Origin of the sequence: Pseudomonas sp. zfem004 (assembly GCF_032621715.1) — a bacterium.
Taxonomy (GTDB): domain Bacteria; phylum Pseudomonadota; class Gammaproteobacteria; order Pseudomonadales; family Pseudomonadaceae; genus Aquipseudomonas; species Aquipseudomonas sichuanensis.
Map to the genome: position 1 here is coordinate 187,024 of NZ_JAVYJF010000010.1, position 14,847 is coordinate 201,870.

General features: G+C 62.6%; 16 protein-coding genes. 13 read left to right on the forward strand and 3 right to left on the reverse strand.

The window, feature by feature from the left end:
* Positions 1 to 89: 89 nt before the first annotated feature.
* The 3 genes from RTH46_RS13595 to RTH46_RS13605 all read left to right on the forward strand — a co-directional run bounded on the left by RTH46_RS13595 (position 90) and on the right by RTH46_RS13605 (position 2,985).
* Entirely contained in the window at positions 90 to 575 is a 486-nt protein-coding gene (locus tag RTH46_RS13595; protein ID WP_153788200.1) for a YajQ family cyclic di-GMP-binding protein, read from the forward strand.
* Positions 576 to 693: 118 nt separating this feature from the next.
* Positions 694 to 1,533 carry a mechanosensitive ion channel family protein gene (locus tag RTH46_RS13600; protein WP_153788198.1) on the forward strand — a complete coding sequence of 280 codons (840 nt, stop codon included), beginning with the start codon at positions 694 to 696 and terminating at the stop codon, positions 1,531 to 1,533.
* A 207-nt stretch (positions 1,534 to 1,740) separates the two neighbouring features.
* Complete coding sequence (locus RTH46_RS13605) at positions 1,741 to 2,985, forward strand: MFS transporter (protein ID WP_316905905.1); 1,245 nt, start codon at positions 1,741 to 1,743, stop codon at positions 2,983 to 2,985.
* A gap of 84 nt (positions 2,986 to 3,069) precedes the next feature.
* Here RTH46_RS13605 and RTH46_RS13610 read toward each other — a convergent pair whose 3' ends face one another.
* Positions 3,070 to 4,617, reverse strand: a complete 1,548-nt coding sequence (locus tag RTH46_RS13610; protein ID WP_110991601.1) for an AmpG family muropeptide MFS transporter — start codon at positions 4,615 to 4,617, stop codon at positions 3,070 to 3,072.
* Positions 4,618 to 4,660: 43 nt separating this feature from the next.
* Entirely contained in the window at positions 4,661 to 5,014 is a 354-nt protein-coding gene (locus tag RTH46_RS13615; RefSeq protein ID WP_153788194.1) for an MGMT family protein, read from the reverse strand.
* A gap of 153 nt (positions 5,015 to 5,167) precedes the next feature.
* On the opposite strand from RTH46_RS13615, the gene RTH46_RS13620 reads away from it, so the two are divergent.
* The 5 genes from RTH46_RS13620 (at position 5,168) to groL (ending at position 9,799) form a co-directional block, all read left to right on the forward strand.
* Positions 5,168 to 6,175, forward strand: a complete 1,008-nt coding sequence (locus RTH46_RS13620) for a DUF481 domain-containing protein (protein ID WP_316905906.1) — start codon at positions 5,168 to 5,170, stop codon at positions 6,173 to 6,175.
* 92 nt (positions 6,176 to 6,267) lie between these two features.
* A complete protein-coding gene (locus RTH46_RS13625; RefSeq protein WP_153788190.1) occupies positions 6,268 to 6,999 on the forward strand; it encodes a HugZ family protein in 732 nt (243 codons plus the stop codon).
* Between the two features lie 66 nt (positions 7,000 to 7,065).
* Entirely contained in the window at positions 7,066 to 7,527 is a 462-nt protein-coding gene (locus tag RTH46_RS13630) for an FxsA family protein (protein ID WP_110991597.1), read from the forward strand.
* A gap of 289 nt (positions 7,528 to 7,816) precedes the next feature.
* Positions 7,817 to 8,110 (forward strand): co-chaperone GroES, encoded by a 294-nt coding sequence (locus RTH46_RS13635; RefSeq protein WP_016488938.1) that lies wholly within the window; start codon positions 7,817 to 7,819, stop codon positions 8,108 to 8,110.
* Positions 8,111 to 8,158: 48 nt separating this feature from the next.
* The gene (groL, locus tag RTH46_RS13640) at positions 8,159 to 9,799 is read left to right on the forward strand and encodes a chaperonin GroEL (protein WP_125462739.1); all 1,641 of its coding nucleotides are present in this window, start codon (positions 8,159 to 8,161) and stop codon (positions 9,797 to 9,799) included.
* Between the two features lie 178 nt (positions 9,800 to 9,977).
* Here the strand turns inward: groL and RTH46_RS13645 are convergent, their stop codons facing one another.
* Positions 9,978 to 10,706, reverse strand: coding sequence for a phosphatase PAP2 family protein (locus tag RTH46_RS13645; protein WP_153788188.1), 729 nt, complete (start codon positions 10,704 to 10,706; stop codon positions 9,978 to 9,980).
* Positions 10,707 to 10,876: 170 nt separating this feature from the next.
* Between RTH46_RS13645 and colR the strand changes: the two genes are divergently transcribed.
* The 5 genes from colR to RTH46_RS13670 all read left to right on the forward strand — a co-directional run bounded on the left by colR (position 10,877) and on the right by RTH46_RS13670 (position 14,601).
* Positions 10,877 to 11,560 (forward strand): two-component system response regulator ColR, encoded by a 684-nt coding sequence (gene colR, locus RTH46_RS13650; protein ID WP_153788186.1) that lies wholly within the window; start codon positions 10,877 to 10,879, stop codon positions 11,558 to 11,560.
* Positions 11,550 to 12,878 carry a HAMP domain-containing sensor histidine kinase gene (locus RTH46_RS13655; RefSeq protein ID WP_316905907.1) on the forward strand — a complete coding sequence of 443 codons (1,329 nt, stop codon included), beginning with the start codon at positions 11,550 to 11,552 and terminating at the stop codon, positions 12,876 to 12,878. The genes colR and RTH46_RS13655 overlap by 11 nt, the downstream gene beginning before the upstream one ends.
* Positions 12,879 to 12,985: 107 nt before the next feature.
* Complete coding sequence (locus tag RTH46_RS13660; protein WP_125462742.1) at positions 12,986 to 13,666, forward strand: class I SAM-dependent methyltransferase; 681 nt, start codon at positions 12,986 to 12,988, stop codon at positions 13,664 to 13,666.
* 6 nt (positions 13,667 to 13,672) lie between these two features.
* On the forward strand, positions 13,673 to 14,374 hold the full coding sequence (locus RTH46_RS13665; protein ID WP_153788183.1) for a lipopolysaccharide kinase InaA family protein: 702 nt from the start codon (positions 13,673 to 13,675) through the stop codon (positions 14,372 to 14,374).
* Positions 14,371 to 14,601, forward strand: a complete 231-nt coding sequence (locus tag RTH46_RS13670) for a hypothetical protein (protein ID WP_125462744.1) — start codon at positions 14,371 to 14,373, stop codon at positions 14,599 to 14,601. Before RTH46_RS13665 ends, RTH46_RS13670 begins: the two co-directional genes overlap by 4 nt.
* Positions 14,602 to 14,847: the final 246 nt, after the last annotated feature.

The window sequence follows — 14,847 nt, forward strand, 5'->3', positions numbered from 1 at the left end:
CCCGTTATAATGAGCCCGCATTTTAACCCCCTAACCCCGACGCGCTCCATCTTCAAGCTGAGCGCGCTGTTTTTTTATGGAGAACCCCCATGCCTTCGTTCGACGTGGTATCGGAACTGGACAAGCACGAAGTCACCAACGCGGTGGACAACGCGGTGAAGGAACTGGACCGCCGCTATGACCTCAAGGGCAAGGGCACCATCGAGTTCAAGGACAAGGAGCAGACCGTGCTGCTGACCGCCGAAGCCGAGTTCCAGCTCGAGGCGATGGTCGAAATCCTGCGTCTGGCCCTGGTCAAGCGCAAGATCGACGTCAAGTGCCTTGAAGTGAAGGACGCCTATCCGTCCGGCAAGGAGATGAAGCAGGAAGCCAAGTTCCGCGAAGGCATCGACAAGGACCTGGCGAAAAAGATCGTTGCCCACATCAAGGACGCCAAGCTCAAGGTCCAGGCTTCGATCCAGGGCGAGCAGGTACGCGTCACCGGCAAGAAGCGCGACGACCTGCAGGAGGCGATCGCTGCGTTGCGCGCCAAGGAGTTCGACATGCCGCTGCAGTTCAACAACTTCCGCGACTGATCGGGACAGGGCAGGAACCTTGATGGCTCAATGATGTCCATCGGTTCCTGCGGTCGCTGAATGCTGTGCGGCCCGTTTCAATATGTTTTTTGCCGCTTGGCATCAGGAGTGGATAACGATGGATTTGAATGCAGAGGTCGACCAGCTGGTTCGCCAGTCACAGACTTGGCTACCGCTGATCATGGAATACGGCAGCCGCCTGCTGCTGGCCTTGCTGACGCTGGCGATTGGCTGGTGGATCATCAGCCGGGTCAGCGAGCGGCTGGGCAAACTGGTTGGCCTGAAGGCCGACGCGGCGTTGCAGGGCTTTATCAGCACCCTGGCCAACATCGTGCTGAAAGTGCTGTTGATGGTCAGCGTGGCGTCGATGATCGGCATCGAGACCACCTCGTTCGTCGCCGCCATCGGTGCCGCCGGCCTGGCCATCGGCCTGGCCTTGCAGGGCAGCCTGGCGAACTTCGCCGGGGGTGTGCTGATCCTGATGTTCCGCCCGTTCCGCATCGGCGACTGGATCGAAGCCCAGGGCGTCGCCGGCACCGTGGACAGCATCCAGATCTTCCACACCGTGCTGCGTACCGGTGACAACAAGACGGTGATCATGCCCAACGGCAGCCTGTCCAACGGCATCATCACCAACACCAACCGTCAGCCGACCCGCAAGGTGGTGTTCGACGTGGGTGTCGATTATGACGCCGACCTGCAGAAGGCCCGCAATGTGCTGCTGGAGCTGGCCCAGGACCCGCGTGTGCTGCAGGATCCGGCGCCGCAGGCGGTGGTGTCGACCCTGGGTGACAGTTCGATCACCGTGTCGCTGCGCATCTGGACCAAGACTGCCGACTACTGGGACGTGATGTTCATGCTCAACGAGCATGCCCGTGACCGGCTCAAGGCCGAAGGGATCGACATTCCCTTTCCGCAGCGGGTGATTCGTGTGGTGCAGGAGACTGCCCTGCAATAAGCCTGCTTTGACAGTCGGGGCCGCTGCGCGCCCCTTCGCGGGTAAACCCGCTCCCACAGGGCTCACGCTTGACCTGTGGGAGCGGGTTTACCCGCGAAGGGACGCAAAGCGGCCCCGGCTTTTTCTGATCCTTACACTTGCTCACAGCAATCCACCGCCATTTCTGGCATATAGCCTGACCCCACCCGTGCACACCTGATACCGATCATGAAACCACTGCTGTACATCACCCCCTTGCGAGCCTTGCTGTTCGGCCTGACCCTGGCGCTGTTCGAGCTGCTGACCTACCTGGCCAGCGATGCCGTCATGCCCGCCATGCCGGTCGTGGTCGGCGACCTGGACGCCAGCCCGGAATTCATCCCCCACGCCCTCAACCTGTACCTGCTGGGCGGGGTGGTGCTGCAATGGCTGATCGGCCCGCTCGCCGACCGTTACGGCCGGCGCCCGCTGCTGCTGACGGGCTGCCTGTTCTTCGGCGTGGCCTGCCTGGCGACGTTCTGGGTGCATGACATCGGCCTGTTCAACCTGCTGCGCCTGTTGCAAGGCATCGGCCTGGGCTTCGTGGTCACGGTCAGCTACCCGGCCCTCAACGAGGCGTTCAGCGAGGCCGACGCGGTGCGCATGATGGCGTTGCTGGCCAACATTGCACTGCTGTCGCCGCTGCTCGGGCCGCTGGTGGGCACCTTGATGTTGCAGTGGCTGGACTGGCGCTGGCTGTTCGTGGCGTTCGCCGTCGGCGCGGTGCTGTGCTGGCTGCTGCTGTACCGCTTGATGCCGGAAACCCTGGGGGTGGAACGCCGCGACGGCTCACGCCTGCCGTTCACGCCGATCCACCTGCTGCCGCTGTTGGCCGGCTATGGCCAGTTGCTGGCCAACCGCCGGTTTGTCGCGGGCAGCGCGGCGCTGGGCCTGGTCGGGTTGCCCCTGATCGGCTGGATCGGCCTGTCGCCGGTGCTGCTGATCCACGACGAAGGCCTGAGCACGATGGAATACGCGCTGTGGCAGTTGCCGGTGTTCGCCGGGCTGATCCTCGGCAACCTGATCATCAACCGCATCGCAGACCGTTACCCGCTGCCGGCACTGGTGCGCGGGGCCCTTTGGCCTTACCTGGCGGGCCTGTCGTTGATGGTCGCGGCGACCTGGTACTGGCCGACAGTGACCAGCGTGGTCGCTGGCATGTCGCTGTACGCGCTGGGGCTGGGTGTGGCCAACGCCGTGCTGTACCGCATGACGCTGTTCGCCAGCGAGCAGAGCAAGGGGCTGGTGTCGGCGATGCTGGGGATGATCACCATCGCCTTGCTGGGGCTGGGGGGCGCAGTGTTGGCGATGCTCGGAGCAGGTGCCAGTCTGATGCATTTCGCCGTGGCGGCAGGCATTGCAGGGGCGCTGGCGCTGTGGCCGTTGTGGTTCGTTGTGGGCAGGCGCTCCGGGGAAGGGGCCGTGGCGCGGTAGAAACATCGCGGGGCAAGCCCGCTCCCACGCATACTGGCTTAGGGCGTGGGAGCGGGCTTGCCCCGCGATGAGGCCCTTGAAGGCTTAGTTCTGTTCAGCTGCCGGGCTCTCCACCGGCACCGGCTTTCCCCGACCGGCTTCCTGCCGCCACTGCAAGGCGATCAGGATCAAGGTCGGCACGCCCAGCAGGGCGGTGATCAGGAAGAAGTCGTGGTAGCCGAACTTCTCCACCATTACCCCCGAATAGCCGCCGATCAGGCGCGGCAGCAGCAGCATGATCGAGCTGAGCAGGGCATATTGCGTGGCCGAGAACTTCAGGTTGGTCAGGCTCGACAGGTAGGCGACGAAGGCCGAGGTGGCCAGGCCCGAGCTGAAGTTGTCCAGCGAGATGGTCACCACCAGCATTTCCAGGTTCGGCCCCATGTCGGCCAGCATCAGGAACAGGATGTTGGTCGCCGCCGACGCCGCGCCGCCGATGAACAGGATCGGCAGGATGCCGAAGCGCACGATCAGCAGGCCGCCGGCACCGGCACCGACCAGAGTCATGATCAGGCCGAAGATCTTGCTGACGCTGGCGATCTGGTCCTTGGTGAAGCCCATGTCGATATAGAACACGTTGGCCATCACTCCCATCACCGTGTCGGACATGCGGTAGGTGGCGATCAACCCGAGCAGCAACAGGGCCTGCCAGCGGTAGCGGCTGATGAAGTCGTTGACCGGGGTGAGCACCGGGGCCAGGCCGCGACGACCGAGGGACGACAGGCACGCCCAGCTCAGCAGTGCATAGAGCAGCAGGCGCAGGAAGGCGCGGTCTTCGAGCAGCAGGTCGAGCGGGGTGGCGTCGCCGAACAGCACGCTGGCCCAGTCGGTGTTGAACATCTGGGTGAAGCTGGCGGGTACTGATACCAGCAGGATGATCAGTACGAACACCGATGCCAACTGGTGCATCAGCCCGTAGCGCGCCGCCGACAGCTGGGTGCGCAGCGGAACTGGGGGTTCACGCATGATCAGCGTGGTAAACACCGCCGGCAGCATCAGCACGCCGAACAGCACGTAGGTGCCGGTCCAGGCTTGATGCAGGTAGCTGAAACCGGTAGAGCCGAACCACTCGGCGAAGAACAGTGCGCCGGCCGTGGCCAGCAGGGCGGCGACCCGGTAGCCGGCCATGTAGCTGGCGGCCAAAGCAGCCTGGCGCTGGTCGTCGGCGATTTCCAGGCGATAGGCATCGACGGCGATGTCCTGGGTAGCCGAGGCAAAAGCCACCAGCACGGCCAGCGCAACCAGCCACGACAGGTGTTTCTGCGGGTCGCAGAAGCCCATGCCGACCAGGCCCAGCACCACCAGCACCTGCGACAGCAGCAACCACGAACGGCGCCGGCCCATGCCGCCGAGCAGCGGCAGGCGCCATTGGTCGAGCAGGGGCGACCACACCCACTTGAAGGCATACGCCAGGCCGATCAGGCTGGCGTAACCGATGGTTTCGCGCGCCACACCCGCCTCGCGCAACCAGACCGACAGGGTCGAGAACACCAGCATGTACGGCAGGCCGGCGGCGAATCCGAGCAGCAGAAGTACCAAGGTTGACGGGCTGGCATAGGCAGCGAGCGCAGCGCGCCAGGTTTTACGGGGCATGGGCCAACATCTGCCTCAAGTTTGCGAAAACAAAGCGCGCACTCTAACCGCTGTGCTCCATCGGGCGCCAGCCATGGCGCGCCATATCCACACGATTATTGGCTACATTCACGCCTTCTGCGCGCAGACGGGCACGCTGTTCGTCGCCGGATGGGGTGCCCAGGGCCAGGCTCAGGCGCCCCCCCGCGCCGAGCACCCGGTGCCACGGCAGGCGGGTGTCCGCGGGCAGTTGCCCGAGGGTGCGGCCAACCCAGCGTGCCGCGCGGCCGAGGCCCGCCAGCTCGGCGAGCTGGCCGTAGCTGACCACCTTGCCCGGCGGTACCTGGCCGAGCACCGAATACAGAGCCATTCGTCGGGCTTCGGCATCTTCCGGTGGGGGAGCAGAGGTGGCAGACATCAGAGCCCCCCTGGCCTGTAGATGAAACCGGACGGATGGCAACGGCAAACAAGAGTGGAACTCATCGGCATGGTCTGGGTCTGTCCTTGCTCATGGCGTGGGCATCTGGATAATGCCCGGCTTTTTTCGGCAAATCGAATCCGTAGTCCACTTATGTTCTCAAGAATTCTGCTCTGCTTCTTCGCTGTTTCGCTTTGCACCTCGGCCTTGGCCGATACCGTGTGGATGAAGAACGGCGATCGACTCAGTGGCAAGATCACCGTCTTCGACGGCGGCAAGTTGCTGCTGGAGACCTCATACGGTGGTTCGATCGCCCTGGACTGGAAACAGGTGAAGACCCTTGAGAGCGACCAGGAACTGCTGGTCAAGCAGGACGCCTACAGCGGCGAGAAGGCCAAGTCGCTCAAGGCTGCTGAACCGGGCAAGGTAACCTTGGCCAACGGTGATGCACCCAAGACCGTGGAGCTTGCCAGCATCGAGCAGATCATGAAGCCCCGCCCGCTGGTCGAGGACTTCCTGTGGAAAGGCAATGTCGACGTGGCGCTGGACTACAAGCGCGCCGAGAACGACACCGATGACTACGACGTCAGCTTCAAGACCACCGCGCGCCACGGTCGCTGGCGGCACAACGCCGAAGGCGAATACAACCGCGAGAGCAAGGACGAGGTGACCACCGCCAACAACTGGAGCGCGGAATATGCCCTAGACCGGTTCATCACCGATAAATGGTTCTGGCAGGGGCGCCTGGAGTACAAGCGCGACCAGATCGAAGAGCTGGCGCGCCAGCGCACCGTCGGTACCGGCCCGGGCTATCAGTTCTGGGATGACGAACTGGGGGCGTTCTCGTTGGGCTCGCTGATCAACCGCACCGATTACCAGTATCGCGATGGCGGCAAGGACAACTTCTACGCCGCAGCCGTGAAGTGGGACTACACCCGCTACCTGATCGGCAAGAAAGTGCAGTTCTTCACCAATGGCGAGGTCGGCAAGCCGTTTGGTGGCGTCGCCGACTACGCCCTCGATGCGGAAATGGGGCTGCGCTACAAGGTCACCGAATGGGCTTCGCTCAACCTCAAGGCGGAAAAAGACCTGATCAAGGGCACCGATGATCGTGATCTCGACAAGACCCGCTACACCGCCGGTTTCGGCGTGACCTGGTAGGTCCCGGGCCGGTACGCGACCGGCCTGTCTGGCACCTGGCGGTGATAATGCTTATCTTGTCTGTCACCCCGCCCATCGCCAGGAGCCCCTTCGTGAGTACCAACGCCCTTCGCCCAGCCCGGGAACTGCTGCTCAAGGAGTACCGTGGCGTGCTCTCCACCCATTCCAAGTCGATGCCGGGCTTCCCGTTCGGTTCGGTGGTCCCCTACTGCCTGGACGCCGATGGGCACCCCGTCATTCTTATCAGCCGCATCGCCCAGCACACCCACAACCTGCAGAAGGACCCGAAGTGTTCGCTGCTGGTGGGCGAACGTGAGGCCGAGGACGTGCAGGCAGTAGGGCGCCTGACGGTGATGGCCGAGGCGCACAAGCTCAGCGACGAGGCGGCCATCGAAGCAGCCGCCGCGCGCTACTACCGCTACTTTCCGGAGTCGGCGAACTACCACAAGGCCCACGATTTCGACTTCTGGGTCCTGCTACCGGTGCGCCACCGCTACATCGGCGGTTTCGGCGCGATTCACTGGCTTGACCAGGTCACCTTGGCCAACCCCTTCGCCGGCGCTGCTGAAGCGAGCATGATCGAGCACATGAACAGCGACCATGCCAATGCGATCGCCCATTACGTCGCGCTGAGCGGCCTGCCGAGCACGACAGCGGCTGAAATGGTCGGCATCGACAGCGAAGGCATGCACCTGCGTATCGGCCAGGCGGTTTACTGGCTGGCCTTCCCAACAACTTGTAATACCCCGACACAAGTCCGTGAAGCCCTGGTGCTGCTGGCTCGCGCCGAACAGTGGCCGACGCTGGCGCGCGCCGAGGGTTGAAAAAACGCCTGCACGCATCCATCTGATGCTCCTACAGGAAGATGTTCTTCCGTCGAGGAATTCGTGATGCGTGCCTTTTTACTGCTGTTTCTCCTTTTCCCTGTGCTGGAGCTGTTCGTCTTCGTCAAGGTCAGCGCCGCCATCGGTTTCTTTCCGGCGCTGCTGCTGATCATCGCCGGTTCCGCACTGGGTGTGCTGGTGATGCGCGTCGCCGGCCTTGCGACCGCCCTGCGTGCCCGTGAGAGCCTGCAGCGCGGCGAGTTGCCCGCCGAAGAAATGTTCCAGGGGCTGATGATGGCGGTAGGTGGTGGCCTGTTGCTGCTGCCGGGCTTCATCAGTGACGTACTGGGCCTGCTGTGCCTGCTGCCGTTCACCCGCCGCCTGGTGGCCGGCAAGCTGCGCCGCCGTGCCGAAGAGCAGGCCCTGCGCCAGCGGGCGTTCCAGGATGACCCGTTCCAGGCCCAGCCCCGTGATCCCGGCCACCGCCCCAATGTGATCGAAGGCGAGTACGAGCGCCGCGACAAGTAAGCCAATCAACGCTCGGCAGCTGCCGCGATGGGGCCACTTCAGGCTTGATCGCGGGGCAAGCCCGCTCCCACGATTGATTTTGCGAACCTTGGTAAAAATTTTGCGTTGCAAGCCTTGTAATCGAATAAGCCGGCCTCATGTATGTGGTCACCGCAAGGTTTCTGGTGGTGACACCAGACATGACACAGGTGGTTCGCCCTTCGCGGGCCACCCCCGGCAACGCCGGACCGCATCAACCCGCCGGTGCTGACACCGGCCGATGAAAACCACTATTTGGGAGAGATCGACAATGAAGCTTCGTCCTCTGCATGACCGCGTCGTCATCCGTCGCAGCGAAGAAGAATCGAAAACCGCTGGCGGTATCGTCCTGCCGGGTTCGGCCGCTGAAAAACCGAACCGCGGCGAAGTCGTCGCTGTCGGCACCGGTCGCATCCTGGACAACGGCGAAGTTCGCGCGCTGGCCGTGAAAGTGGGTGACAAAGTGGTTTTCGGCCCTTACTCGGGCAGCAACACCGTGAAAGTCGATGGCGAAGACCTGCTGGTCATGGCCGAAAACGAAATCCTGGCCGTTGTCGAAGGCTGATTTCCCCGACTTCCCGTTACTCCAAAGAATTCCAAGGATTAAACGATCATGGCTGCTAAAGACGTAAAATTCGGCGATTCCGCCCGTAAGAAAATGCTGGTTGGTGTCAACGTTCTGGCTGACGCGGTAAAAGCGACCCTGGGCCCGAAAGGCCGCAACGTGGTCCTGGCCAAGAGCTTCGGCGCCCCGACCATCACCAAGGACGGCGTTTCCGTCGCCAAAGAAATCGAACTGAAAGACGCCTTCGAGAACATGGGCGCCCAGCTGGTCAAGGAAGTCGCTTCCAAGGCCAACGACGCTGCCGGTGACGGCACCACCACCGCTACCGTCCTGGCTCAAGCCATCGTCAACGAAGGCCTGAAAGCCGTCGCTGCCGGCATGAACCCGATGGACCTCAAGCGCGGCATCGACAAGGCCACCGCCGCCGTCGTCGCCGAGCTGAAGAACCTGTCCAAGCCGTGCGCCGATTCCAAGGCCATTGCCCAGGTCGGCACCATCTCCGCCAACTCCGACAACTCCATCGGTGAAATCATCGCCGAAGCCATGGAAAAAGTCGGTAAAGAAGGCGTGATCACCGTTGAAGAAGGCTCGGGCCTGGAAAACGAACTGTCCGTCGTAGAAGGCATGCAGTTCGACCGCGGCTACCTGTCGCCGTACTTCATCAACAAGCCGGACACCATGGTTGCCGAGCTGGAAGGCCCGCTGCTGCTGCTGGTCGACAAGAAGATCTCCAACATCCGCGAACTGCTGCCAGTACTGGAAGCCGTTGCCAAGTCCGGCCGCCCGCTGCTGATCGTTGCCGAAGACGTCGAAGGCGAAGCGCTGGCTACCCTGGTCGTCAACAACATGCGCGGCATCGTCAAGGTTGCTGCGGTCAAGGCACCGGGCTTCGGCGACCGCCGCAAGGCCATGCTGCAGGACATCGCCGTCCTGACCGGCGGCCAGGTCATCTCCGAAGAAATCGGCCTGTCCCTGGAGACCGCCACCCTGGAGCACCTGGGTAACGCCAAGCGCGTCATCCTGTCCAAGGAAAACACCACCATCATCGATGGTGCTGGCGCCGACACCGAGATCGAAGCCCGCGTCAAACAGATCCGTGCCCAGATCGAAGAAACCTCTTCGGACTACGACCGTGAGAAGCTGCAAGAGCGTCTGGCCAAACTGGCTGGCGGTGTTGCCGTGATCAAGGTCGGTGCTGGCACCGAAGTTGAAATGAAAGAGAAGAAAGCCCGCGTTGAAGACGCCCTGCACGCTACCCGTGCAGCCGTCGAAGAAGGCGTGGTGCCTGGCGGCGGTGTTGCCCTGGTGCGTGCCCTGTCGGCCATCGCTGACCTCAAAGGCGACAACGAAGATCAGAACGTCGGTATCGCCCTGCTGCGTCGCGCTGTCGAAGCCCCGCTGCGCCAGATCACTGCCAACGCCGGCGACGAGCCAAGCGTTGTGGCCGACAAGGTCAAGCAAGGTTCGGGCAACTACGGCTACAACGCCGCTACCGGCGAATACGGCGACATGATCGAGATGGGCATCCTGGACCCAGCCAAGGTCACCCGCTCGGCTCTGCAAGCCGCAGCTTCGATCGGCGGTCTGATGATCACCACCGAAGCCATGGTTGCCGACCTGCCGGAAGACAAGCCAGCTGCTGGCATGCCTGACATGGGCGGCATGGGTGGCATGGGCGGCATGATGTAAGCCAGCCTTACCCCCAGCTGTAATGAAAAGCCCCGCCTAGTGCGGGGCTTTTTGTTTGAAGCTGTCTTTGGGGCTGCTGCGCAGCCCATCGCCGGCAAGCCGGCTCCCACACGGACCGCGCAGATCTTGACCGGTGGGAGCCGGCTTGCCGGCGATGGGGCGCGAAGCGGCCTCTGCATCAGGCAACGCTGCGCTCGCCAACGGGCGCCTGCGCCATCCCCCGGCGATACAGCACCAGGTAGTAACACCCCAGCCCGATGAGCCAGCAGAACACCGCGGTCCAGATGTTGTGCGAGAGAAAGTGCGCACCCTGCATCATCCTGCCCACCGACAGCACCGACCCCGCCACAAACGCCAGCCCCAGCGCCGCCTTGGCCAGGCGCGGCCGACGATCGCGCAGCACGAAGAACAGCGCGAACAGGCAGAAACCGGTCGCCGCATGGCCACCCGGCCAGCACAGGCCAGCCTTGTCGGTCGCCGGGCGTGGCTCGAGCAGCTTGCTGTAGGTTTCGCTACCGCCGAACTGGCTCAGGCTCCACGGGCACTGCACCTGGGTCAGTTGCTTGAGCGGGGTGACGAAGGCCGTGGACAGGCTCAGTGCCAGCACCAGGCAGCCCAGTTCACGACGCCAGCCGAGCAGGCGTTGCCAGAAGAAGCTGGCGATGAACGCTGCGACGGCCACCAGGCTCAAGGCGATGACCACCTGCTTGACCCGGTCGTGCAGGATGGTTTCCAGCACGTAGCTGTGGCGACCGATGAACTCCCCGGCAGCCCGGTCGAAGAACAGGTTGGCCAGGTCCATGTCTACCGATGTCCATTCCAGCAGGATCAACGCGACGATGGTGACGAAAGGGATGCCCAGGTAGAGCCACGGATTGATCGGGCGTGGGCGAATGGTTTCCTGCATGACAGCTCCAGGGGTGGAAAAAGACCGGGCATTGTCGGGTGCCCGCTATCCTGTGTCCGTGAAGGTTCGGTGAAAAAACTGTCAAGCCTGGTGAATTTTGCCAAGGGCTGGCACAGCGCGGGCGATGGCCTTAAGCTGCCGCCGAGCGAAGCGCGGTACAGGAGACCCCGATGCGTATTCTTTTGGTTGAAGACAACCGCGACATCCTGGCCAACCTGGCCGACTACCTGGGCATGAAGGGCTACACGGTGGACTGCGCCCAGGATGGTCTGTCGGGGCTGCACCTGGCCGCCACCGAGCATTACGACCTGATCGTGCTCGACATCATGCTCCCCGGCATCGACGGCTACACGCTGTGCAAGCGCCTGCGCGAGGATGCCCGGCGCGATACCCCGGTGATCATGCTCACCGCCCGCGACCAGCTGGATGATCGTCTGCAGGGCTTCCGCTCCGGTGCCGATGATTACCTGCTCAAGCCATTCGCCTTGTCCGAACTGGCAGCGCGCATTGAAGCGGTGCTGCGTCGGGCTCAGGGCGGCGGTCGGCGTACCTTGCAGGTGGCCGACCTGAGCTATGACCTCGACACGCTCGAAGTGACCCGTGAGGGCCGCTTGCTCAAGCTCAACCCGGTGGGCCTTAAGCTGCTCGCCGTGCTGATGCAGAAAAGCCCCCACGTGCTGCGCCGCGAAGTGCTGGAAGAGGCCCTGTGGGGCGATGATTGCCCCGACAGCGACAGCCTGCGCAGCCACGTCCATCAGCTGCGCCAGGTGATCGACAAACCGTTCGACAAACCCCTGCTGCATACCGTCCATGGCGTCGGCTATCGCCTCGCCGAGGGCCGCGATGGAGTTTAAGCAGAGCCTTGCCCAGCGCATCATCATCGCCTTTGCGTTAATGAGCGCGCTGGTGGCCGGGGCCTTTGCCTTCGGCATTGTCGCCACCGTGCACCTGGTCGAGGAGCGCCTGATTTCCTCGGTGCTCGGCGGCGACTTGCAGCGTCTGTTGCGCATGGACAGTGTCAGCGACTGGAGCCACCGGCCGCGCCCGGACCAGCTGTTCTACTTCAGCGGCGGGCGTGATGACTTCGAGCTGCCCAAGGACTTGCGGCATCTGGAAGCGGGCTTCCATGAGGTGTTCCGCGACCAGTTGTCGTATCACGCGATGGTCGAGATCGTCGATGGCCGGCGCTATGTGCTGCTGCAGGACCAGAGCGATTTCGAGGAGCGTGAGCGGGTGCTGTTCGCCGTGGTGGTGGTGGGCTTCGTGCTCAGCCTGGCGCTGGCGGTGATTCTCGGTTGGGTGTTGGCGCGACGGGTGATGGCGCCGGTGATCCGCCTGGCTCGCCAGGTGCGTCATCGCGACCAGTTGCTCGGCCTGGCGCCACCGCTGGCGCCGGATTACGCGGCGGACGAGGTAGGTCAGCTGGCGGTGGCCTTCGACGATACCCTGGGCCGGCTGCGTGATGCGCTGACCCGTGAACGGCTGTTTACCAGCGACGTCAGCCATGAACTGCGTACGCCATTGATGGTGCTGGCCACCTCGTGCGAGCTGCTGATTGAAAACCCCAACCTGGACAGCCGTGCGCGCAGCCAGGTCGAGCGCATCGCACGGGCCACCGAGGAGATGCGTGAGCTGGTCAAGACCTTCCTCATGCTGGCCCGCGCGCAACGTGATGAAGGCGCAATCGCCGCCCAGGCGACCCTGCGTGAAGTGGCCGATGATCTGACCGCCGTATGGCGTGACACCATTGAGCAGAAGGGACTGGCCCTTTACTACGATGGTCGGGTGAGTGCCGGTCCGGCGCTGTACAACGCCACCTTCCTGCAATCGGTCATGGGCAACCTGCTGCGCAACGCCGCCCATTACACCGATGGCGGCTATATCCGCCTGAGCCTGGAGCCCAACGGGTTCAGTGTCGAGGACAGTGGGGTGGGTATCCCGGAAGAGCAGCGCGAAGCGATGTTCCGCCCGTTTGTGCGCGGTGACGAGCGCCGTGGCGAGGGCTTGGGCCTGGGCCTGTCGTTGGTGCAGCGGATCTGCGATGACCAGGGCTGGAGGGTCACCCTGAGCACCACGCTGCCCCACGGTTGCCGCTTCCAGGTAGACCTGAGCCAAGGCAGCAAGGTGCTCGACGAGGGCCAGGGCGACAGTAAGGTTCTGGATCCGAATTAACGTCTTGTAACACCTGTTCTGTTTGATCACAGATTTTTCACATCGGCATGACCTGATTCCTACGCGTACCTGCCTAACGTGCACGCATTGGAATCAGGAGATGCTCGATGCGTAGCCCCATCAAACTCGAATTTTCCGAAAAGTATGATCGGGATCATGCCCGCGACTACTTCCTCAAGCATCAGGATGGCTTGGCCAGGCGGCTGTCGCACAAGCGCGATGAGCAGATGGCCCGACATGCCTTGGCCTTGGCCGGCGAGCCAGGCCTGGTTCTGGACTTGCCATGCGGTGCCGGGCGTTTCTGGCCCCTGTTAGCGGAAAAGCCCAACCGGGTGATCATTGGTGCTGACAATTCCGCGGCGATGATCGAGACAGCCTGTGCAGCACAACCGCCAGAGGTGGTGGCACGGGTACGCCCTTTGCAGACTTCCGCCTTTGCCATTGACTTGCCAGACAACGCGGTCGACAGCATCTTCTGCATGCGGCTGTTCCACCATATTGGTGACCCGGCCCACCGCAAAACAATTCTCTCTGAATTTCAAAGGGTTAGCCGTGACAGTGTCATCCTGTCACTGTGGGTGGATGGCAACTTCAAAGCATGGCGACGCAAGAAACTTGAAGCTCGACGCAGTGTCAGAGCCCAGCAGGACAGCTACCAGAACCGCTTTGTGTTACCGGCGGCTACAGTAGAAGAAGAATTTACGGCTGCAGGTTTCAGAATTCAGGAGCGGCTCGACTTTCTGCCGTTCTACGCGATGTGGCGCGTATACGTTTTACGTAAGGGGTAGTGATAGATGGCGGCAGTGCAGAACGAGTCCGGGCAGTTTGATTTCTACTGGCAGCAGCAGGGCGAATGGGTCGAGGAACCCAACCAGCGGCGTGGTGGCGAAAGCGGCGTGCAACGTCTGTGCGATGCCAGCGGCCAGCTGTTGTACGCCAAGCGCCAGGTCGGCCATATCTACCGGAGCCTGCTGCACCCGTTCGGTCGGCCCACGGTGCTGCGCGAACTCGATGCCTTGAACAGTTTCGAGCAGTTGGGTGTGCGCGTGCCACGTATCGTGTTTGCCGGTGCCGAGCGCGATGCCGATCACCAGTGGCGTGCGCTGCTGGTCAGCGAAGCGTTGGACGGTTTTGTCGACCTGGATACCTGGTACGGCGAAGGCGCACGTGAACGTTATCCCCAGGCTGTCCATGAGCGGATGTTCAAGGACCTTGCCGACAACCTGGCGCGCATGCACCTGGGGCACTGGCAGCATGGCTGCCTCTATGGCAAGCATGTGTTCGTCAAGGTGATCGGCACGGGTGAGCAGGCCCGGGTTGAAGTGGCCTTGCTCGACTTGGAGAAGTGCCGGCGGCGCATCAGTTGCCAACGGGCGGCGTACAACGATTTGCGTCAGTTGCGGCGCCATTCGTCGATCACCGACGCGGAATGGCAGACCTTGCTCTATTTTTACCAGATGGCGTTTGGCAGCGCTGTCAAAGGGTTAGAGCAATGAAACTAGAAATCGCTCGAGCTTTGTTTCTTGTTGGGGCACTGGCGGTGACCACGGTGGCTGCGGCTGCCTGGGAGCAGCCGGGGCTGACGGTGTTCAGCAAGGCCGAGGTCGGTGGTTTGTGCCCGCTGCCACGGGAGGCGAAGGTCGAGCAGGTGTCCGTTAAGCCGGATCATGATTTTTTGTTGTTTCTGTTTGGGATGAGGCAGGGGCTGCGGCCGTTTGGTTGATGGGTTGTTTGGTTGTTTGGTTGTTTGATTTAGGCGCCAGAAGTTTATGTGGACTTCTGGCGTTTTGGTTTTTGGTTTTTGGTGTTTGTATTGAAAGTTGTATGTGCATTCATTTGTGATGTCGACGCGTAGTCACCTTTCCGCCCTTACGGCGGGTTACTTTGGTCTTGGCCAAAGTAACCAAAGCCGCTCGCTCCATTCATACGGCCCCTACGCTGCGCTCCGGGGTCCCTTCGCTCCGGCGTC